We start from the raw sequence: 18,420 nt of genomic DNA on the forward strand, positions 1-18,420 counted from the left end.
TCCTAGACCCGCTTAGGACACCGCCGATTACCGTCAGGGCGGCGGCCCGCTAACGTCATGGTTAGCAAGATGCCAACGAATCCACGGATCCGCACAGGCACGGCAAAAGCCGGAAAACCGGCGTTTCATAGGGAGCGCGACCAACATGGATATGATTATCCGCAGGGTCCGGATCGAAGACGATAAGCCGCTCGTCGATATCGGAATCAAGGACGGCCGAATCGCGGCCATTGAGGAACAACTCGACCGAACCGGAACCGAGGAAATCGATGCGGAAGGCCGCGTTGCGCTGCCCGGTTTCATCGAGGCCCATCTGCACCTCGAAAAAGCATTTCTCCACCGCCGCATGCCGGCGCGTCTCGGCACGCTGGACGAGGCGATCCGCGTCACCGGCATCCTGAAATCCAAGCAGGAGCGTAAGGACGTGCTGGAGCGCTCGCGCAAGGTGCTCGACATGGCGATCACGAGCGGCACGACGCTGATCCGCGCGCATCCGGATGTCGATCCGATCCAGAACCTGATCGGTGTCGAGACGGCGGTTGAACTGCGCGAGGAATATCGCGATCTGATCGATCTGCAGATCGTCGCTTTCCCGCAGGAGGGTATCCTCAAGACGCCCGGCGTCGTCGAATTGATGGAGAAGGCGATTGCACTCGGCGCCGATGTAGTCGGCGGCTGCCCCTATAACGAGATTTCCTGGGAAGACACCAAGAAGCACATCGACACGGTGTTCGCGATGGCGATCAAGCATGACCTGCCGGTCGACATGCATGCCGACTTCTCGGACGATGCGACCGACCAGCGCTTCATGTCGGCGGAATACATTGCCCGTAAGACCATCGAGACCGGCTATCAGGGCCGTGTCGCGCTGGGCCATGTGACGAGCCCCGGTTCCCTCGAACCGGAAAAGCTGAAGCCGCTGATCGATCTGCTGCGCGAAGCCGACATCACCATCGTCACCCTGCCGGCGACCGATGTTTATCTCGGTGGCCGCAAGGATGTGGTGAATCAGCGCCGCGGCCTCACGCCGGTGCGCGCGTTGCGGGCAGGCGGCGTCAACGTCGCCTATGCATCGAACAATGTGCGCAACGCCTTCACGCCGTTCGGCAAGGCCGACCCGCTGGTGATCGGCAACATGCTCGCGCACCTGATCCAGTTCGGCACGCCGGACCATCAGGCGGAAATCCTGAAGATGAGCACGACCGACGCTGCCCGCGCGGTCGGCATCGGCAAGGATTACGGCCTCGCCGTCGGCAAGCCCGCGGATCTGATGATCCTCGACACGCAGGTCGTTGCCGATGCGCTTCTCGACATCCCGGCGCGTTCCTGGGTGTTCAAGCGCGGCCGCGTCGCCGCGATGACCAAGCTCGATACCAAGATCTGCCGCACTTGCGGTCACGCCCATGCGGAGCCGCACGCTCACGCCAAAACCAAGAAGACGGCTTCAGCAACACACTAATCAGGAGGAACCCAACATGAACAAGCTACCAGCCGAAATTGTCGCGTCGCTGCTCGCAGTGACCACCATCTTTATCGCCATGACCTCGTTCCACTTCCCGCCGTGGGCGATCTTCATCACCTGGGCCGCGACCTTCGCAGCCGGTGGCCCGACGCCGGCGGTGATGAAGAAATTCTATCCGACCATGGCGATTGGCGGCTTCTTCGCCTGCGCCATCGTGGTGTGCTTCAAGATCGCCTCGCAGTACTTCACCGGCAACGCCTATATCGCGGCGGAATGCGTGATCCTGTTCACGCTTAACGCAACGATGATGTCGCTGGGACGTATTTCGACGTTCAGCTTCATCCCGGGCATGTTCTTCGGCTTCGCGTCGTTCTTCGCCACCTATTTTGGCAAGTTCGGCCCGATCCCTGGCGATCCCTATGCGGCGCTTTTCGCATCGCTGGCGATGAACGCGCTTGGCCCGATCTATGCGTGGCTCACCGCGACCTTCGGCGCCCACCATCACCATGCTGCGGAGGAACACTCTTCCTCTCAAGTCAAGGAAGCCGTGTCGTAAGCGGCCCGGCAACTGAAAGGATAAGGCAATGACAAGGCTTTCCCAGCAGGCGTTGAAAGCAGACAGCGCTCGGCGCGTGCCGGGAAGCCCATTGCCGCCATCCTCGACTTCCAACGATCCGCGGTTGGCGCAATCGCGGACCGGAATGGTGACGAGCCCGCACACGCTTGCGAGCGAAGCAGGCGCCAAAGTCCTCCGCGAGGGCGGTAACGCGATCGAGGCTGCGATTGCGATGGGTGCGGTGATCGCCGTGACCTATCCGCACTTCTGCGGCATCGGCGGCGACGCGATCTGGATGATCGCGGACGCACAGGGCCGCAACACGGTTCTGCTCGGGTTGGGGCAGGCCGCTGAGAAGCTGCCAAACTATAAAGAGTCGATCGCGGCGCGTGGCCCGCAATCGACGGTCGTCAGCGCAGGCGCGGTGGATTCCTGGCGTCAGGCTTACGACTATGCCCGCGAGCATTGGGCGAGCGATAAAGGTGAAACCAGAAGCTTCGCCTCGCTGCTGGAGCCTGCAATCGTTTATGCGGAGCGCGGTTTTCCGGTCACGGGCTCGCAACTGTTCTGGACATCCTTCCGTGAAAAGGAACTGGCCAATTGGCCGGGATTTTCCAGGCTGTTCTTGCCGGACGGCAAGGCACCGAAGCCCGGTGACCTGTTCGTGCAGAAAGATCTCGCGCATAGCCTGAAGCAGATCGCGCGGCATGGCGCTCGCGAATTCTACGAAGGCGAACTGGCCGCGCGCATCGGCAAGGGATTAGAGGCGGTTGGTTCGCCGCTCACGGCTGCCGATCTCGCGAAAACATTCAGCCGTCAGGAGCAGGCGGTGTCGGTGGATTACCGGGATGTGACGCTGCTGGCGCCACCGCCGCCGACGCAGGGCATCACCACGCTGGAAATCATGGGCATCCTGAACCGGCTTGGCTTCGCCGGTGTCGAGGAGGGGAGCGCGGAGTATTATCACCGCTGCGTCGAAGCGGTGAAGCAGGCTTTCCTCGATCGCGGCGGCATTGCCGACCCGGATTTCGCCGCTGCCGACATCGCGCAGAGGCTTGCGCCGTCGCGGCTTGAAAGCAAGGCGGCAGCGATCAAGGCGCGGGCGATGCCTTGGCCGCATCTGTTCCGGACCGGCGACACCGTCTACTTTGCCGCGACCGACGCACAGGGGCGCAGCGTCAGCATTCTGCAAAGCACCTATTTCGATTGGGGTAGCGGCGTTGTCGCAGGCGACACCGGCGTGCTCTGGCAGAACCGTGGAGCCGCGTTCAGCATTGATCCGAAGAGCCCGAATGCCATCGCGCCCGGCAAGCGGCCGTTCTACACGCTCAATCCCGGCCTCGCGATGAAGAACGGCAAGCCGCATGTGCTGTATGGCACGCAGGGCGCGGACGGCCAGCCGCAGACCCTGACGGTGCTGTTGACCCGTCTGCTCGATTACGGCCTCGATCCGCTCACCGCTCTGACGCAACCGCGCTTCCTGCTCGGCAAGACGTTTTCCGATAGCCGGGACACGCTGAAGCTGGAAGAAAGCGTCGGTATGGCAACGGCGCAGGAATTATCGGCGCGTGGCCATGAAACCAGCATGATTTCGGCGAACAGTCCCTTGGGAGGGCAGGCCGGAGCCATCGTCATTCATGACGATGGGCTGATGGAGGGTGCGCACGATCCGCGCAGCGATGGATTGGCGATCGGCCTCTAGGTCGCGCTGCGTCATCACCAAAAGATTGATTCATCCCGCCTTGGTTCTTGCTGCGCGTTGAGCACAGCGTGATATAGGTGATGCCGTCGCGGTCGCCTCTCGCGCGGCTGCAGCCAGCTATACAAGCAAGCCAAGGAGAAGAAGATGCGTTGGATCGTTGCTGCTGTCACTCTTGTTGCCTTTGCAGGCGCCGCTCACGCCGAAGCCGGTGACCCGGCCAAGGGCGAGCAGGCTTTCAAGGTCTGCATGGCCTGTCATGCGGTTGGCCCCGGAGCCAAGACCAAGGTCGGCCCTGAGTTGAACGGCATCGTCGGCCGCAAGTGGGGTTCGGTCGAGGGCTACAGCTATTCGGCGGACCTCAAAGCCGGCAATGGCGCGAACAAGGTCTGGGACGAGGCGACGCTCGACGACTATCTGACCAATCCGAAGCACCTCGCGCCGCACGGCAAGATGTCGTTCCCGGGAATTTCGCAGGCCGGCAAGCGCGCCGACGTGATCGCGTTCCTCAAGCAATTCGACGCCAGCGGTAACAAGAAGTAAGCCTCTGTTTTCTCAAAAGTGGCTGGTGGACACGGATTTCTTTCATTCCGTTCCGCCAGCCATTTTTATTTCGCGGATTAGAACATGAGTTTGCCATTCCGGGCAGGCTGCCGAAGGCGGACTGATCCGGAATCCTGATATGACGGGTGGGATTCCGGGTTCGCGATGCTTGCGCCCCGGAATGACGGGAGCAGTCGCTATGCTTAAGCTCTGCGTGAAAACCTAGTCGGCCTTGATCTGCGTCTTCGTGCTGTCGACCGTGTGCTTGTTGTCGGTCCACTGGGCCGTGACAGTGTCGCCGGCCTTTCCTCCCTTGAAGGAGAATTTGACGTAGGGCTGACGCGCCACCATCGGTCCCCAGTCGGCGGAGAAAACGACCTTGCCATCATGCGCGAAGCTGAGGGTTTCGATGTAGTGCGCGGGAATGAGCTTACCGTCGCCATCCTTGGCGAATCCGGAATCCATGGGATGCTTGATCAAGGCCTGAACCTCGGTCACATCACCGATCAGATGAGCCTGTATCCGGATGGTCGACGTCATCAATATCCTCTGGCGCGAAATCCTCGAAGGCGACTGTCTTATTTCTTGAACTGCGACGCTTCAAGCTCCAGGAAAATGCGATACGCATTGCCCCGGTTGTTGCTCTCGAAAGCAGGGTAGTCCTTATACTTGGACCAGTCTGTCCCATTGTAGGCGGTGTCAAAATCGACCCAGTTGGCGACCGCTTCACTCATCGCTTTACGCACATACAGAATGTAATCGCGGGTGAATGCAATCGCTTCCTTCGCGGCGGCCGATGGCTTGCCATGGCCGGGAATGATGTATTTCGGATCGAGCGCCAGCACCTCGTCGAGTCCCTTGAGCCAGTGCGTGGTGCTGACGTCGTCGCTGTTCATGAACGGAATACGGCTATTCTGCACGATGTCGCCCGCGAACAGCACGCCGTCCGGCTCGACCATCATCATGATGTCGCTGCTGGAATGGGCGGGCCCTGCGGAAATCAGCGAGAAACGCTTGCCGCCCAGCACGATGGTGAGCTTGTCGTCGAAGGTGATGTCGGGGGAGATGACGCGCGTATGCTCGTCAACCCACGGCGCAAGGGCTTCGCGGCGCTGGTCGAGGCGTGCTCCGGCACGCTCGTCGGCGGTTTCCTTGTTCTCGTTGTAATCGCCGGAGTGATCCTGCGCGATGATGACCGCGCGGCTGTGATCGCGGAACGCCTGCAGGCCGTAGATATGGTCGGCGTGGTAGTGGCTCGCGACGATGTAGCGGATGTCCTTGTCCGTCCGCTTGCGGATGTCCTGCAAAAGCGCCCAGCCGAGCGATGGCGTGCCGAGCGCATCGAAAACAACGACGCCTTCGGACGTGATCACATAGCCGGCATTGGAGGTGTTGCCTTCATTGGCCTTGCCCGGAATGCCGGGGCTGCCGATGCTGTAGAAAATATCCTTGCCGGGGACCTGATCCACCGTGATGGGGCGGTCGAGCGGCGCGTAATCCGGCACCTTGTTTTGAGCGAGGAGGGTGGCGGGGAGCATCGCCCACGCTAGTACGGATACGCGCAGCAGATTTTTCATATGGCGTCGTCGCAGTAGAGTTTCTTGAGAACCTTGACGAGCTTCGTCACGCGCTCGTCGGCGATCTTGTAGTGGAGCGTTTGCGACTCGCGCCGGAATTCGACGAGCCCTTCTTCGCGCAGCTTGGTCAAGTGTTGCGAGAGCGCGGACTGGCTGAGATGCAATGCATCGACCAGTTCGCCGACCTTCATTTCGCTTCGCATCATGAGATAGCAAACGATCAGCAGGCGGTTTTCGTTCGCAAGCACGCTCAGGAGGCGGGAGACCTCTCGTGCCTGTTGTTCCAGCAATTGATCCGGACGTAACTTATTCGCGCGCGTCTTCGCAGCGAGAGCCGTGTTCATCGAAATCGGTCCTGAAAATTTTTCTGTGATTCATCCTACCAATTTTGTGGGCAGAACGCCAATTTATTAGTTTAGCGTTGACTAAATTAGGCATGGATGATATTTGATCTAGAACAATAAGTAAAACAATGGTCCCATCGAATGGTTGACCGGTCAGGGAGGAGATGGAGTGTCTTTCTCTTTATTGAGAGACGCCCGTAAGGCGTCTCTGGCTGCCGGGTCGGAGCGTGTCCAGATTCCCAGGCGGCTGTTGCTGAAAATGGCAGGCGTTGCCGCAGGCGCGGCGATGCTCGACAGCACCGGCGCACGCGCCGATGATGCAGCGCCACCGGCCGAGAACGAATGGTCGCAGTCCATCGGCGCCGGTGTCGTCGATCAGCCTTATGGCAAGCCCTCGCCCGAGCAGGCCGGCGTCATCCGCCGCAACGTGCCCTGGCTCACGGCCGGCACCGAATCCTCGATCAGCTTCTCGCCACTGCAGAGCCTGCACGGCATCATCACGCCCAACAGCTTGTTTTTCGAGCGCTATCACGCGGGCCGTCCCGATGTTGAAGCCGACAAGCATCGACTGATGATCCACGGGTTGGTCGATCGTCCGATCATCCTGACGATGAAGGACATCATGCGATTTCCTTCGACGTCCCGCATTCATTTCATCGAGTGTCCCGCCAATGGCGGCATGGAATGGCGCGGCGCGCAGCTTAATTCGCTGCAGTTCACCCATGGCATGGTGAGTTGCGCGGAGTGGACCGGCGTGAAGCTCTCGACGCTGCTCGAAGAGGTCGGGCTGAAGAAGGATGCGAAGTGGATTCTGGTCGAGGGCGCGGACGGTGCCCACATGGCGCGAAGCCTGCCGCTCGACAAATGTCTTGACGATTGCCTCGTGGTCTATGCGCAGAACGGTGAAGCTCTGCGGCCGGAGCAGGGCTATCCGCTGCGGCTGATCGTTCCCGGCTGGGAAGGCAATGTCAGCGTGAAGTGGCTGCGGCGCATCAAGGTCGGCGACAAGCCCTGGTACACCCGCGAGGAGACCTCGAAATACACCGACCTGATGCCGGACGGAAAATCGCGCGGCTTCACCTGGCTGATCGACGCCAAGTCGGTGATTACGTTCCCGTGCCCGGAAGTGCCGCTCAGCGGACCCGGACTTTATGAAATCCGCGGCCTTGCCTGGACCGGCAACGGCAGGATCAAGGAGGTTCACGTCTCCACCGATGGCGGCGCGAACTGGCGGCAGGCCGAGTTGAAAGAGCCTGTGCTGTCGAAGGCGCTGACGCGCTTTACGATTCCGTGGCGGTGGGACGGCAAGCCCGCATTCCTGGAGTCGCGCGCAGTGGACGAAACCGGCTTTGTGCAGCCGACGCTCGCTGCGTTGCGAAAAGTGCGTGGCACCAGCTCCGTCTACCACAACAACTCAATTCAGACCTGGCAGGTCAAGCCCGATGGGAGCGTTTACGATGTCCAGCTTGGCTAGTCTGCGGCCTGCGATGTTTGCCGTCGCCTTGCTGGCGGTGAATGCCGTGCCTGCTTCTGTCATGGCGGCCGAGACGCATCAGCGTTTCGGTTATGGCACGCCCGCGACGCCCGAGCAGATCAAGGGCTGGGATATCGACGCGCGCGCCGAGGACGGCAAGGGATTGCCGCCAGGCAAGGGCGACGTGAACCATGGCGCCGAAGTGTTCGCCGATCAGTGCGCCTCCTGTCACGGCACGTTCGGTGAGGGCGAGGGACGTTATCCCAAGCTCGCGGGCGGCAACGGTTCGCTCACCGCGGACCGTCCCGAGCCGACGGTCGGCAGCTATTGGCCGTTTGCCGTAACACTTTGGGACTACATCAACCGTGCGATGCCGTTCCCGACGCCTCGTACGCTGTCGGCGGACGATGTGTATGCGCTGACGGCCTACATCCTGAATCTGAATAATATTGTCCCAGCGGACTTTGTCGCAGACAAAGAGTCCTTGCCAAAGGTAAAAATGCCTAACCATGATAGTTTTACGTGGCAGGATCCTCGTCCGGACACCGCAATGAAGCCTTGCATGACGAAGTGTGTTGATCCATCAACATTGAAGATTGTCTCGACGGCTGAGGGGAAGGACCTGACGCCAAGGACCTCCGGTCCGCTCGATACTATGCAACCGAAGTAAATTGGAGCGCGCAGGATGCACTTTAATCGCCTTCATTTCGCAACTGCAGCAACCCTGATTGCCCTGGCTATGCCTGTTGCGGCCTACGCCCAGCCGACGGAGCCGTTGGACGGGAAGGCGCTGGCGCTCAATCGCAGCAAGGGCAATTGCATCACCTGTCACGAGTTCAAGGGCGGCGATTTTCCGGGCTCCATCGGACCGGCGCTCAACGACATGAAGGCGCGCTTTCTGGACCGCAAGGAATTGACCGCGATCATCGCGGACGAAACCAAGCGCAACCCGGAGACCGTGATGCCGCCTTTCGGCCGCAACCTTATCCTGACCGATAAAGAAATCTCGGCGATCGTCGACTTTCTCTATCAGCTCTGAGAAAACCCCGGAGGAGATCGAATGTTTATCGCAAAACTGCCCGCCTTGCGCACCTCGCGCAGAGGTCTGTTGAAGGGAGCCGCGCTTGCGACCGTGCTGGGCGCGAGCCTCAACGTCATGCGCTCGGTTGCGGCTTTCGCGGCCGATGCCGCGGGCTGGCCGGCTGAAGCCTTCAAGCTGAAGAGCCAGGACGACACCCTCAAGGCGCTGTATGGCAAGACCGCCGAAGCTTCGGACAAGGTCAAGCTCGACGCCCCGGAGATCGCCGAGAACGGCGCGGTCGTGCCGATCAGCGTCAGCACCACGCTGCCGAAGGTGACGTCGATTTCGTTGATGGTCGCCGAGAATCCCAACGCACTCGCGGCCTCCTACAAGATTCCCGAAGGCACGATCCCGGCTGTGTCCAACCGCCTGAAGATGGCCAAGACCAGCAAGGTCATCGCCGTCGTGGAGTCGGACGGCAAGCTCTATAGCGCCAGCAAGGAAGTTAAAGTCACTGTCGGCGGCTGCGGCGGCTGAGGAGGAAACAGGTCATGGCATCGACTATTCGCGTACGCGCCATCGCTGGCGCCGACACCACCGAAGTTCAGGCGCTTGTCCAGCATCCGATGGATTCCGGCTTCGTTAAGGACTCCAAAGGGCAGCTCATTCCGCCTCATCATATCGAGACGGTTCAGTTCGAGACCGGCGGCAAGGTCGTTTTCACCGCGCTGTGGGGCCCGGCTGTCTCCAAGGACCCTTTCATCAAGTTCTCCTTCAAGGGGGGCAAGAAGGGTGATGATCTCAAGATCACCTGGGTCGACAACAAGGGTGAGACGGACACCACGACGGCCAAGATTGCTTGATCGTTGAACGGGAAGGATCGAACGATGCGTCATCTTGTGGTTCTTGCGACGGTTATGACGTGTGCTTTTGCGCCGCCGCTTTTGGCAGAGACGACGACTACGTCGCCTGAACAGGATTTCAAGGCATTCCGCAAATACTTCACGGACAAGTTTCCGAAGGTCGAGCTCAACGACTTCGTCAACGGTCCTTATTCGATGAATGAAGGATTGCGGAAGCAGTGGATCGAAAAGGAAGTCTTCCCGCCCTACGATTTCGCGCTGGACAAGGGTAAGGAGCTTTTCGAGAAGCCCTTCAAGAACGGCAAGACGTTCGCCGACTGCTTCGAGAACAAGGGCATCGGCGTTCGTCAGAACTATCCTTACTTCGACGAGAAGACGAACGAAGTCATCACACTCGAGGTCGCCGTCAATCAGTGTCTCGAGAAGAATGGCGAGAAGCCCTACAACTACATGAAGGACGATATGGCGGCGGTGACGGCCTATATGGCTTTCACGTCGCGCGGCAAACCGTTCGACATCAAGATTCCGAAGAACAATCCGAAGGCGCTGGAAGCCTATGAAAAGGGCAAGCAGTACTTCTTTCAGCGGCGCGGGCAGTTCAACTTTTCCTGTGCGAGCTGTCATGTTCAGGCTCCGGGCGAACACATCCGGGCTGAAGTTCTCGCGCCTGCACTGGGTATCCTGAACGCGATGCCGATCTATCGCTCCGAATGGGGCGGGATGGGCACGATCAGCCGCCGCTTCACCTCCTGCAACAGCCAGGTTCGTGGCGTGCCGCTGAAGCCGCAGGACCCCGAATACCGCAACGTTGAATATTATCTGTCGTACATGGCCAACGGATTGCCCATTTCGGGCCCGGGCGCGCGGCCGTAGGAGATGACCATGCGTATCATGACATCGATCGTGGCGGGTGCGGCCGTTTTGATGGCGCTGACCTCCGCGCATGCCGCGGAAACCGCCGACACGTTCAAGGCCGCCTATGAAAAAGCCGAGGCGGCCAACAAGAAGGCCGGCGAACTGAGAAATCAGTGGACCACCACCGTCGCCGCCCTGAAGGGTGCGAAGAAGGCCGCGGACGAAGGCAACTTCGATGTCGCGACCGACCTTGCGAAGAAGGCCGAAGCACTGGCGAACGCCTCCATCGCGCAAACCGAACGCGAAAATAAACTCTGGCCCGACGCGGTCATTCGCTGACTTTTTTCGAGAGTTAAAATGCCGATTCACCGACGAGAACTGCTAAAATTAGCGGTAGCGATGCCGGCTGTCCTATCGCTGCCACGTGCCGGCCGCGGCGCCGGCGCGTCACTGTACGACTTCAAGCCGTCAGGTAACGCGCGCGTCCTTCACATGACGGATACGCATGCGCAGTTGAGCCCGGTATTCTTCCGGGAGCCGAGCGTCAACATCGGCATCGGCTCGATGAAGGGGCATCCGCCGCATCTGGTCGGCGAGCATTTCCTCAAGAAGTTCGGGCTGAAGCCGGGCACGCCGGAGGCGTACGCTTTCACGTTCCTCGATTTCGAGAACGCGGCGCATCGTTACGGCAAGATGGGCGGGTTCGCGCATTTGCGGACGCTGGTTAAGATGCTGCGCAGCGCGGTGCCGGACGGGCATTCCATTCTGCTCGACGGTGGCGATCTGTGGCAGGGCTCCAGCCTGTCCAATCTCTATCGCGGTGCGGATATGGTGCAGGCTGCGAACCTGCTTGGCATCGATGCGATGACCGGCCATTGGGAATTCACCTATGGCGAGGAGACGCTTCGCAAGAATCTCGCCGACTTCAAGGGCGAGTTCATCGCGCAGAACGTCTTTCTCACGGAGGAGGCGGCTTTCAACGACGCCAAGGCGTTCGACCGCGACACCGGGCGGGTGTTCAAGCCCTACATCATCAAGAAGATGGGCGATTACCGGATCGGCATCGTCGGTCAGGCGTTCCCTTACGTGCCGATCGCGCATCCCAAGCGTTTCACGCCGGACTGGACGTTCGGCGTCCGCGACGACGAGATGCAGAAGGTCGTCAATCGCCTGCGCACCGCCGAGAAGGTCGATGCGGTGGTGGTGCTGTCGCACAACGGCATGGACGTCGATCTCAAGATGGCGAGCCGTGTGACCGGCATCGATGTTATTCTCGGCGGCCACACCCATGACGCCGTGCCGCAGCCCGTCAGTATCGCCAATGCGGGTGGCAAGACGCTTGTGACCAATGCCGGTTCGAACGGCAAATATCTCGGCGTGCTCGATCTCGAACTCGGCAAGGGCTTCGTCAAGAATGTGAACTATTGGCTGCTGCCAGTGTTCACGAATGAGCTGAAGGCCGACGCGGAGATGGCGGCTCTGGTGGATAAGCTGCGCGCGCCTCATGCGAAGATGCTGGACGAGAACATCGCCAGCGCCGACCGGCTTCTGTATCGTCGCGGCAATTTCAACGGCACGATGGACGAGATGATCTGCGATGCGTTGCGGCACCAGCTCGATGCCGAAATCGCGCTGTCTCCCGGCTTCCGCTGGGGCACGACCGTGCTAAGCGGTCAGCCGATCACGATGGACGATATCCTGTCGCAGACCGCGATGACCTATCCAGAAGTCTACGTGCAGTCGATGAGCGGCGAGCAGATCAAGACCGTGCTGGAAGACATCTGCGACAACCTGTTCAACCTCGACCCATATTACCAGCAGGGCGGGGATATGGTGCGGATCGGCGGCATGTCCTACACTTGCGCGCCGAACGAGGTGACGGGCAAACGCATCTCAGACATGAAGCTCGGCGGTGTGGCGCTCGATCCCGCCAAGTCCTACAAGGTTGCAGGCTGGGCATCGGTCAACGAGCAAAAGGGCGCGCCGGTCTGGGAGACGGTCGCGAGTTATCTGCGCGATGGAAAATCGAAGCCGAAATCTGCTAATTCTCAGGTGAAGATCGTGGGCGTGGACGACAATCCGGGATTTGCAGGCCAGACATGATGAGGCGAAGCGGACTTGCTCTGATCGCGGCCGCCCTGATCTGGGGCGTGTCGGTCATGGCCGGGGCAGGTGCCGCTCATGCTCAGGATGCCAAGGGGCCTGAATCGGCCACCGAGAAAGCGGTCGAGCGGCCCTTTGTCGAACACCGCATCGCCTTGCAGATTTCGGACAGCGATCCGGTGAAGCAGGGGCTGATCGTCAGTATCTCCTACAAGCTGCTCGAAGTGTACGGGCCGGATTCGATCGATGTCCAGGTTGTGGCGTTCGGTCCCGGCATCGATCTGCTGAATGCCGACAACCCGCGACGGCAGCAGATCGACAGCCTCATCGCGCAAGGCGTGACCTTCAATATCTGCGGTTACACGCTCGAGACGATCGAGCGTAAAACCGGAAAACGGCCGGAGATGAATCCCAAGGCCAAGCTGGTTCCGGCAGGCGTGCCGTTCTTGCTGTCTCTTGCCGAGAAGAATTACACCATCGTTCGTCCTTAAAAGGAGACTCCGATATGCGGATTTTCTGGAAACTGGTTGCGGCCTTCGCGGTCGTCTTTTCAATCTCGTCGGCGGCGTTTGCGGCGGATGCCAAGCCGCATCGCATCGCCATCCAGGTCGATCAGGCCGATCCGGCCACGATGAATCTGGCGCTCAACAATGTCACCAACATCATGAAGCACTATGGCGACAAGGGCGAGACGGTCGAGGTTGAGGTAGTGGCCTACGGGCCGGGCCTGAACATGTACCGTGACGACAAGTCGCCGGTGAAGGACCGCCTGAAGCAGATCTCCGAGATGGCATTTCCTTCCAAGGTGAAATTTTCCGCCTGCAACAACACCAAGCAGGGCATGGAAAAGAAGGAAGGGCACCCCATCACGATCGTGCCGGAGGCGAGCCTCGTTCCGTCGGGCGTGGTGCGGTTGAGCGAGTTGCAGGAACAGGGCTGGACTTACATCAAGCCGTAACGCTCCTCAAACAGGGTGGTCGAAATGCGTATCGTGCTGCGAGGTCTGGTGTGTGCTCTCTTCTGCGCGGCTGCGGTCTCGACCGCGGCGCGGGCGGAGGAGACGACCGTGACGTACAAGTCGCTGACACCTGAGGTGGCGCTGGAAGCTGCGCGCGCGGCGCTCCAGCAGTGCCGCGCCGATGGCTATCAGATCTCGGTTGCCGTGGTTGACCGCTTCGGCGAGACCCAGGTCCTGCTGCGGGATCGCTATGCGGGACTTCCCGCCAATCAGACAGCTGTTGATAAAGCCTGGACGTCGGTCGGATTCCGGGCCGACACCTCGCAACTGGCGGCCTCGGTCAAGGACGGCACGCTCGATCCGCGTCTCGCAACCCGTCCGCGTATCGCAATGCTGGGCGGCGCGCTGAAGATCGAAGCGGCTGGTACGCTGCTGGGCGCGATCGGCGTGTCGGGCGCGCCGGGCGGCGACAAGGACGAGAAATGCGCGCGCGCCGGCCTCGACGCCATCCGCGACAAGCTGGATTTTTAGAAAACGAGATTCGTCATTGCCGGGCTTGACCCGGCAATCCTTCTTTATGAAGTAAATCTTTTTGATGGATACGCGGGTCAAGCCCGCGCATGACAGCCCCTGGGTAAACGTTCAGCGGAATGCGAACGCGAGCAGCCGGGTCTTGCTGTGGATCGCGAACGCGGCGCCGGAGAGGATGCCCGCGAGTGCGATGAAGGAAGGCATCGCGAGCGTCGAGACGCCGGTGAGGCCCTGACCGATCGAGCAGCCATAGGCCATCGCGCCGCCGATGCCCATGAAGGCCGCGCCCGCGATCGAGCGGCCGGTATGGGTGACTGACGTATAACCTTCAAATTCGAAACGGCCAGTCAGCGTCGCGGTAGTGAGGCTTCCGGCCAGAACGCCGGCCACAAGCGCGATACCGAAGTTCAGCGTGAGACCCGTGGACAACATGACGTACTGCACCGAGTCCGCCATCGGCGACACGAATGTTAGCGATGCCACCGGCACCGGATTGAAATCATCCGCCGCGAACCAGCCCGTCGCGGCCCAGCCAGCGACCACCAGGAGGCCGATGATGAGGCCTGCGGCAACCTGACCGTAGGACCGGCGGAAAGTCTTGTCCGAGAAAGCGTAGATCAACAGCGCGCCGCTCGCGATCAGCGTAGCGATCAGCCGTGCCGAAATGTCGTCGAGGCCCATCGTTGTCAGGAGGGCAGGAGCGGAGACGGCGGTGGGCGTGGTCTTGGTCCAGTCGAGGAACGCGATGCGCGCCGGCGCGATCAGCCCCTTCAGCGTCATCTGCGCGGTAATGCCGATGATCGTAATCACGACGAGAGAGCGCAGATTGCCCTTGCCGAGCAGCACCAAAGCGCGCGAGGCGCAGCCATTGGCGAGCACCATGCCGAGGCCGAACAGCAGGCCGCCGAAGAAGATCAGCGGCGCCGAGAACGACGGCTGCAGGTAGATTGAAGTGCCGATATTGACGAAGCCGACACCGGCGAGAATCTGCGTGCCGAGGATCGCAACGGCCAGCGCGGTCGCGTAACTGCGGATCTTGCGGGTGTCGTTCGTGGTCCACAGGTCGCGCAGGCTGCTCATCAGGCAGAAGCCGCTGAGCAGGCCGACAACACCAAACACCAGTCCGATCACAAAGCCGGAAGCCACCGAGAGGTCGATCATGACGATCCACGAGCCATTATTATTGATGAGGAGAATATCTTTCTATGCATGCAATGCTGCCGGGTCTATAAGTCGATGAAATTAAAAATGAAATTGTATAGCGAAGTTAAAAAATAGAAGAATGCTCTAATAACCTCACAACGCGTAGAAAATCGTTCCCTAGGCTTCAGGTCCAAAAACCCCGTTTTCCGCTCACTTTGGCAGAACGCCCGGCCGATGCATGCAAGCAGCCATCGGCGTGTCAATCACGGCTGTTTGCCTTGACGGCCTGAAGGCCACACGCAGTTTCTTGATGGGGGAAGGCTGGTGATGCCGGGAACCAAGTTCTGCTTCATTCGTCCATTCCCGGAGCCATAAAACCGAGGCCTTCATTGGACGCGCGAACCTCAGAACAGCAGCCCCGTGCGGAAAAGCCTCAGCGGCCTGAGGCGCATCCAGAGGATCCACCGAACGACCGCGAAGCAGCCAGGCACCCCGAAGACGGAGCGAAGAACAAGGCGGTGCCGTCATTGACGGAACGGCTGCGGGAGCATTGGAAGCTGACGGCCCTGGTCGCCGGCCTTCTTCTCATCGTGCTCGTTGCGGGGCTGGCCTATTGGCTCGATATCCGGGATTACGAATCCACCGACGATGCGTTCGTTGCCGCGCGCAGCTTTTCCGTTGCTGCGAAAGTTGGCGGTTACGTCACCGAGGTTCCGGTGACGGACAACCAGCATGTGAAAGCGGGCGACCTGTTGGCCAGGATCGACGATCGCGATTATCGGAATGCGGTCGATCAGGCAAAGGCACAGGTCGCCGTTGCGCAGGCCAATATCGATAACATCAAGGCGCAGATCGCCAGCCAGCACGAGCAGATCGATCAGGCCCAAGCGCAGGTCGAGCAGGCCAAGGCGCAACTTGAATTTGCTCAGCAGGAGGAAAGCCGCGCGAAAGATCTGGTTCAGAAAGGAGCGGGGACCGTCCAGCACGAGCAGCAGACGCACTCGAACCTTCAGTCCCAGCAAGCCAACATGACACGGAGCAGCGCGGCCTTGAGCGCGGCGAAGCTCGGCGTCAAAACGCTTGAGGCACAACTCGAAGGCGCGCGTGCCTCGCTTCAGCAGGCGCAGGCTCAACTCAATCAGGCGAACCTCAATCTGCAGTACACGCGCGTCACCGCCGCGCAGGCAGGGCGCGTGGTGAAGCTGTCCGGCGCGGTCGGCTCGTTCGTGACCGCAGGTCAGAGCCTGATGATGTTCGTGCCGGATGAAGTGTGGATCGTCGCGAACTACAAGGAAACCCAACTCAAATACATGCGGCCGGGACAACATGTTGAATTCACCATTGACGCTTATCCGGACCGCAAGCTCACGGGCCACGTGGCGTCGGTGCAGCCCGGTTCGGGCACGGCGTTCAGCCTGCTGCCGGCCGAGAATGCGACGGGCAATTATGTGAAGGTGGTGCAGCGGGTGCCGGTGAAGATCGTCGTCGATCATTGGCCGGAAGATATTCCGATCGGTCCGGGCATGTCGGTGGTGCCCTGGACGAAGGTGCGATGAGTGATGCCGTTCATGACGGATCGGCGGGCGGCTGGTCGCCGGAGCGTTCGGCCGCGGGAGGGCACGATCCTTATCTGATCGCTTTCGTAGTTTCGATCGCCACCTTCATGGAGGTGCTCGACACCACGATTGCCAACGTCTCCCTCCGTTATATCGCGGGCGGGCTGGCGGTCGGCATCGATGAAAGCACCTACGTCATCACGAGCTATCTCGTCGCCAACGCGATCGTCCTGTCGATCTCGGGCTGGCTGTCGACGGTGATCGGACGCAAGCGTTTCTATATGAGTTGCGTCGCTGTCTTTACGCTGGCGTCCCTGTTATGCGGATTCGCCTGGAATTTGCAATCGCTCGTGCTGTTTCGCATTCTTCAGGGGCTGGGTGGTGGCGGAATGGCGACGAGCGAGCAGGCGATCCTCGCCGATTCATTTCCGCCGGCGGAGCGGGGGCAGGCCTTTGCCATCTATGGCGTCGCGGTTGTGGTTGCGCCGATCGTGGGACCGACGCTCGGCGGATGGATCAGCGATACCTATTCCTGGCACTGGATTTTTCTCATCAACGTGCCGATGGGGCTGCTGTCATTATTTCTGGTCGGAACGCTGGTGAAGGAGCCGTCAGGCGCGGAAACGGAGCGGGTTAAGCTTCTCAGTAAAGGTCTGCGCGTCGATTATGTGGGCTTCGCTCTCGTCGCCGTCGGATTGGGCTCGCTGGAATTGGTTCTCGACGAAGGCCAGCGCAACGATTGGTTCGGATCGAACACGATCGTGATGTTCGCGGTTGTGTCCGCAGCCTGTCTCGTCGCGCTCGTGATCTGGGAGTTGATATGCGATGATCCGATCATCGACATTCGGCTGTTGGGCCAGCGTCAGTTCGGCACCTGTTTTCTGGCGATGCTCGGCACCGGCGCCATCGTGGTCGCGACCACGCAGATTCTTCCGCAACTCCTGCAAACCGAATTGGGCTACACGGCTATGCTGGCGGGATTGGTGCTCTCGCCCGGCGGCGTTGTCACGCTTTTCATGATGCCGGTGACCGGACGGCTTATTGGCTTGGTGCAGGCCAAATACCTCATCGCTGCTGGCGCCACGATCGCCGCACTGTCGATGTGGAATCTCACTGGCCTCAACGGCAATATTACCTACGGCTATGCTGCCATGTCGCGCATTTATCTCGCACTGGGCTTGCCGCTGTTGTTTCTTCCCATCACCACAGCGTCTTATGAAGGCCTGCCGCCCGAGAAGACAAATCAGGCGTCAGCCCTGATCAATGTTGCCCGGAATCTTGGAGGTTCCTTGGGCGTGGCGCTGGTCCAGACGCTGCTGGCGCAGCGCCAGCAGTTTCATCAAAGCCGTTTGATCGAGCATATCGTGCCTTCCGATGTCGGCTATCAGCAGACTCTTTCTGCGGTGACCCGCTTCTTTCAGGCGCAGGGATCGAGCGCGACGGATGCAGCAGCTCAGGCTTTCGGTTACATCGCGCAGACGTTGCAAACCCAGGTCAATCTGCTGGCCTATATCGATGTGTTCTGGGCGCTCGCTCTCATTGGCGCAATCATGGCGCCGCTGGCTCTCACGCTGCGATCGATCGACATGAATGCGCCGGCCCGGCATTAGGCGCTGTGGGACGATATTTGTGCAAGTTCCGCGTAAAGCGTATCGGCTTTTTTCCTGCAACCCGGAACGTGCATGATTTCTTCCGCTTGTCTCCCTGCATGAGGACACTCATGCCGCAAGTCAGG

At 60.3% G+C, this 18,420-nt stretch carries 21 protein-coding genes; 17 read left to right on the forward strand and 4 right to left on the reverse strand.

The window, feature by feature from the left end:
• Positions 1-145: 145 nt before the first annotated feature.
• From AC1RNA_RS14890 to AC1RNA_RS14905, 4 genes are all read left to right on the forward strand, one after another.
• On the forward strand, positions 146-1,459 hold the full coding sequence (locus tag AC1RNA_RS14890; protein ID WP_009340474.1) for an amidohydrolase family protein: 1,314 nt from the start codon (positions 146-148) through the stop codon (positions 1,457-1,459).
• Between the two features lie 16 nt (positions 1,460-1,475).
• Positions 1,476-2,018: a DUF1097 domain-containing protein gene (locus AC1RNA_RS14895; protein ID WP_009340475.1), complete on the forward strand. Its 543-nt coding sequence runs from the start codon at positions 1,476-1,478 to the stop codon at positions 2,016-2,018.
• Between the two features lie 28 nt (positions 2,019-2,046).
• A complete protein-coding gene (locus tag AC1RNA_RS14900; protein WP_492951600.1) occupies positions 2,047-3,720 on the forward strand; it encodes a gamma-glutamyltransferase family protein in 1,674 nt (557 codons plus the stop codon).
• 144 nt (positions 3,721-3,864) lie between these two features.
• A complete protein-coding gene (locus AC1RNA_RS14905; protein ID WP_009340477.1) occupies positions 3,865-4,260 on the forward strand; it encodes a c-type cytochrome in 396 nt (131 codons plus the stop codon).
• Positions 4,261-4,482: 222 nt separating this feature from the next.
• On the opposite strand, the gene soxZ (AC1RNA_RS14910) is transcribed toward AC1RNA_RS14905, so the two are convergent.
• Genes soxZ (AC1RNA_RS14910) through AC1RNA_RS14920 form a run of 3 tightly spaced genes read right to left on the reverse strand, consistent with a single transcriptional unit; the run spans position 4,483 to position 6,181 of the window.
• On the reverse strand, positions 4,483-4,800 hold the full coding sequence (gene soxZ / locus AC1RNA_RS14910) for a thiosulfate oxidation carrier complex protein SoxZ (RefSeq protein ID WP_492951601.1): 318 nt from the start codon (positions 4,798-4,800) through the stop codon (positions 4,483-4,485).
• A 38-nt stretch (positions 4,801-4,838) separates the two neighbouring features.
• Complete coding sequence (locus AC1RNA_RS14915; RefSeq protein ID WP_492951602.1) at positions 4,839-5,837, reverse strand: MBL fold metallo-hydrolase; 999 nt, start codon at positions 5,835-5,837, stop codon at positions 4,839-4,841.
• Positions 5,834-6,181, reverse strand: coding sequence for an ArsR/SmtB family transcription factor (locus AC1RNA_RS14920; RefSeq protein WP_048756652.1), 348 nt, complete (start codon positions 6,179-6,181; stop codon positions 5,834-5,836). Before AC1RNA_RS14920 ends, AC1RNA_RS14915 begins: the two co-directional genes overlap by 4 nt.
• Before the next feature lie 259 nt (positions 6,182-6,440).
• Here AC1RNA_RS14920 and soxC point away from each other — a divergent pair, with 259 nt between their 5' ends.
• Genes soxC through AC1RNA_RS14975 form a run of 11 tightly spaced genes read left to right on the forward strand, consistent with a single transcriptional unit; the run spans position 6,441 to position 13,986 of the window.
• A complete protein-coding gene (gene soxC, locus AC1RNA_RS14925) occupies positions 6,441-7,655 on the forward strand; it encodes a sulfite dehydrogenase (protein WP_433994112.1) in 1,215 nt (404 codons plus the stop codon).
• Positions 7,639-8,325, forward strand: a complete 687-nt coding sequence (locus AC1RNA_RS14930; RefSeq protein ID WP_048756651.1) for a c-type cytochrome — start codon at positions 7,639-7,641, stop codon at positions 8,323-8,325. The genes soxC and AC1RNA_RS14930 overlap by 17 nt, the downstream gene beginning before the upstream one ends.
• A gap of 15 nt (positions 8,326-8,340) precedes the next feature.
• Positions 8,341-8,694 carry a sulfur oxidation c-type cytochrome SoxX gene (gene soxX / locus AC1RNA_RS14935; RefSeq protein ID WP_492951603.1) on the forward strand — a complete coding sequence of 118 codons (354 nt, stop codon included), beginning with the start codon at positions 8,341-8,343 and terminating at the stop codon, positions 8,692-8,694.
• Between the two features lie 21 nt (positions 8,695-8,715).
• On the forward strand, positions 8,716-9,213 hold the full coding sequence (gene soxY / locus AC1RNA_RS14940; RefSeq protein ID WP_048756650.1) for a thiosulfate oxidation carrier protein SoxY: 498 nt from the start codon (positions 8,716-8,718) through the stop codon (positions 9,211-9,213).
• A gap of 14 nt (positions 9,214-9,227) precedes the next feature.
• Positions 9,228-9,539, forward strand: coding sequence for a thiosulfate oxidation carrier complex protein SoxZ (soxZ, locus tag AC1RNA_RS14945; protein WP_009340485.1), 312 nt, complete (start codon positions 9,228-9,230; stop codon positions 9,537-9,539).
• Positions 9,540-9,593: 54 nt separating this feature from the next.
• Positions 9,594-10,412 carry a sulfur oxidation c-type cytochrome SoxA gene (gene soxA / locus AC1RNA_RS14950; RefSeq protein WP_048757036.1) on the forward strand — a complete coding sequence of 273 codons (819 nt, stop codon included), beginning with the start codon at positions 9,594-9,596 and terminating at the stop codon, positions 10,410-10,412.
• Between the two features lie 9 nt (positions 10,413-10,421).
• The gene (locus AC1RNA_RS14955) at positions 10,422-10,733 is read left to right on the forward strand and encodes a hypothetical protein (protein WP_492951604.1); all 312 of its coding nucleotides are present in this window, start codon (positions 10,422-10,424) and stop codon (positions 10,731-10,733) included.
• 18 nt (positions 10,734-10,751) lie between these two features.
• Positions 10,752-12,497: a thiosulfohydrolase SoxB gene (gene soxB / locus AC1RNA_RS14960; RefSeq protein ID WP_492951605.1), complete on the forward strand. Its 1,746-nt coding sequence runs from the start codon at positions 10,752-10,754 to the stop codon at positions 12,495-12,497.
• Positions 12,494-12,988: a DsrE family protein gene (locus AC1RNA_RS14965; protein ID WP_492951606.1), complete on the forward strand. Its 495-nt coding sequence runs from the start codon at positions 12,494-12,496 to the stop codon at positions 12,986-12,988. The genes soxB and AC1RNA_RS14965 overlap by 4 nt, the downstream gene beginning before the upstream one ends.
• A gap of 14 nt (positions 12,989-13,002) precedes the next feature.
• Entirely contained in the window at positions 13,003-13,455 is a 453-nt protein-coding gene (locus tag AC1RNA_RS14970) for a DsrE family protein (RefSeq protein ID WP_492951607.1), read from the forward strand.
• A gap of 24 nt (positions 13,456-13,479) precedes the next feature.
• On the forward strand, positions 13,480-13,986 hold the full coding sequence (locus tag AC1RNA_RS14975; RefSeq protein WP_009340491.1) for a GlcG/HbpS family heme-binding protein: 507 nt from the start codon (positions 13,480-13,482) through the stop codon (positions 13,984-13,986).
• A 111-nt stretch (positions 13,987-14,097) separates the two neighbouring features.
• Here the strand turns inward: AC1RNA_RS14975 and AC1RNA_RS14980 are convergent, their stop codons facing one another.
• Complete coding sequence (locus AC1RNA_RS14980) at positions 14,098-15,147, reverse strand: YeeE/YedE family protein (RefSeq protein ID WP_492951608.1); 1,050 nt, start codon at positions 15,145-15,147, stop codon at positions 14,098-14,100.
• Between the two features lie 500 nt (positions 15,148-15,647).
• Between AC1RNA_RS14980 and AC1RNA_RS14985 the strand changes: the two genes are divergently transcribed.
• Positions 15,648-16,685: an HlyD family secretion protein gene (locus AC1RNA_RS14985; protein ID WP_492951609.1), complete on the forward strand. Its 1,038-nt coding sequence runs from the start codon at positions 15,648-15,650 to the stop codon at positions 16,683-16,685.
• Positions 16,682-18,295: a DHA2 family efflux MFS transporter permease subunit gene (locus AC1RNA_RS14990; RefSeq protein ID WP_492951610.1), complete on the forward strand. Its 1,614-nt coding sequence runs from the start codon at positions 16,682-16,684 to the stop codon at positions 18,293-18,295. Before AC1RNA_RS14985 ends, AC1RNA_RS14990 begins: the two co-directional genes overlap by 4 nt.
• Positions 18,296-18,420 lie beyond the last annotated feature (125 nt).

The organism is Afipia sp. GW821-FHT14H12, assembly GCF_058803465.1.

Coding starts and splice junctions, on each gene's coding strand:
- AC1RNA_RS14890 (WP_009340474.1), top strand. CDS start 146: ATGGATATGATTATCCGCAGGGTCCGGATCGAAGACGATAAGCCGCTC.
- AC1RNA_RS14895 (WP_009340475.1), top strand. CDS start 1,476: ATGAACAAGCTACCAGCCGAAATTGTCGCGTCGCTGCTCGCAGTGACC.
- AC1RNA_RS14900 (WP_492951600.1), top strand. CDS start 2,047: ATGACAAGGCTTTCCCAGCAGGCGTTGAAAGCAGACAGCGCTCGGCGC.
- AC1RNA_RS14905 (WP_009340477.1), top strand. CDS start 3,865: ATGCGTTGGATCGTTGCTGCTGTCACTCTTGTTGCCTTTGCAGGCGCC.
- soxZ (WP_492951601.1), bottom strand. CDS start 4,800: ATGACGTCGACCATCCGGATACAGGCTCATCTGATCGGTGATGTGACC.
- AC1RNA_RS14915 (WP_492951602.1), bottom strand. CDS start 5,837: ATGAAAAATCTGCTGCGCGTATCCGTACTAGCGTGGGCGATGCTCCCC.
- AC1RNA_RS14920 (WP_048756652.1), bottom strand. CDS start 6,181: ATGAACACGGCTCTCGCTGCGAAGACGCGCGCGAATAAGTTACGTCCG.
- soxC (WP_433994112.1), top strand. CDS start 6,441: ATGGCAGGCGTTGCCGCAGGCGCGGCGATGCTCGACAGCACCGGCGCA.
- AC1RNA_RS14930 (WP_048756651.1), top strand. CDS start 7,639: ATGTCCAGCTTGGCTAGTCTGCGGCCTGCGATGTTTGCCGTCGCCTTG.
- soxX (WP_492951603.1), top strand. CDS start 8,341: ATGCACTTTAATCGCCTTCATTTCGCAACTGCAGCAACCCTGATTGCC.
- soxY (WP_048756650.1), top strand. CDS start 8,716: ATGTTTATCGCAAAACTGCCCGCCTTGCGCACCTCGCGCAGAGGTCTG.
- soxZ (WP_009340485.1), top strand. CDS start 9,228: ATGGCATCGACTATTCGCGTACGCGCCATCGCTGGCGCCGACACCACC.
- soxA (WP_048757036.1), top strand. CDS start 9,594: ATGACGTGTGCTTTTGCGCCGCCGCTTTTGGCAGAGACGACGACTACG.
- AC1RNA_RS14955 (WP_492951604.1), top strand. CDS start 10,422: ATGCGTATCATGACATCGATCGTGGCGGGTGCGGCCGTTTTGATGGCG.
- soxB (WP_492951605.1), top strand. CDS start 10,752: ATGCCGATTCACCGACGAGAACTGCTAAAATTAGCGGTAGCGATGCCG.
- AC1RNA_RS14965 (WP_492951606.1), top strand. CDS start 12,494: ATGATGAGGCGAAGCGGACTTGCTCTGATCGCGGCCGCCCTGATCTGG.
- AC1RNA_RS14970 (WP_492951607.1), top strand. CDS start 13,003: ATGCGGATTTTCTGGAAACTGGTTGCGGCCTTCGCGGTCGTCTTTTCA.
- AC1RNA_RS14975 (WP_009340491.1), top strand. CDS start 13,480: ATGCGTATCGTGCTGCGAGGTCTGGTGTGTGCTCTCTTCTGCGCGGCT.
- AC1RNA_RS14980 (WP_492951608.1), bottom strand. CDS start 15,147: ATGATCGACCTCTCGGTGGCTTCCGGCTTTGTGATCGGACTGGTGTTT.
- AC1RNA_RS14990 (WP_492951610.1), top strand. CDS start 16,682: ATGAGTGATGCCGTTCATGACGGATCGGCGGGCGGCTGGTCGCCGGAG.